Annotated in this window: 1 protein-coding gene; it reads right to left on the bottom strand. The window is 69.7% G+C overall.

Annotation, left to right across the window (positions count from 1 at the left end; genetic code table 11):
* Positions 1-357: two-partner secretion domain-containing protein (locus tag ACZ92H_RS29550; RefSeq protein ID WP_465051985.1), on the bottom strand; the 357-nt coding region annotated here is incomplete at both ends.

Below are 357 nucleotides of genomic sequence, written 5' to 3'. Positions count from 1 at the left end.
CGCCCAGCAGCTTGATCGTGCCGCCGCGCGTGTCGATCGTGTGCGCCTCGATCACGCCCGTGTTGTTGACCACGGTTTTCAGGAGGTCGCCGGCCGCCTGTGCCGTGAGGACCACGCTGCCGCCATCGGCCTGGATCAGGCCGCCATTGTTCACCAGCGCGCCCACGGCGCCTGCATTGATCGCCACGTTCAGCAAGCCGTCGCCCGCCACGTCCAGAGTGATGGCGCGGCCCGCCGCCAGCGCTACCGAACCCAGGCGCGCCTGGATCGTGCCCTCGTTCGACACGTTCGCGCCCAGCAAGGCCACGTAGCCGCCCGGCGCGCTGATGCTGCCCTGGTTCAAGACCTTGCCCGTGC

The organism is Janthinobacterium foliorum (assembly GCF_978021625.1).
The sequence above is the reverse complement of the archived record's forward strand: the minus strand, read 5'-3'. Positions and strand labels throughout refer to the sequence as shown.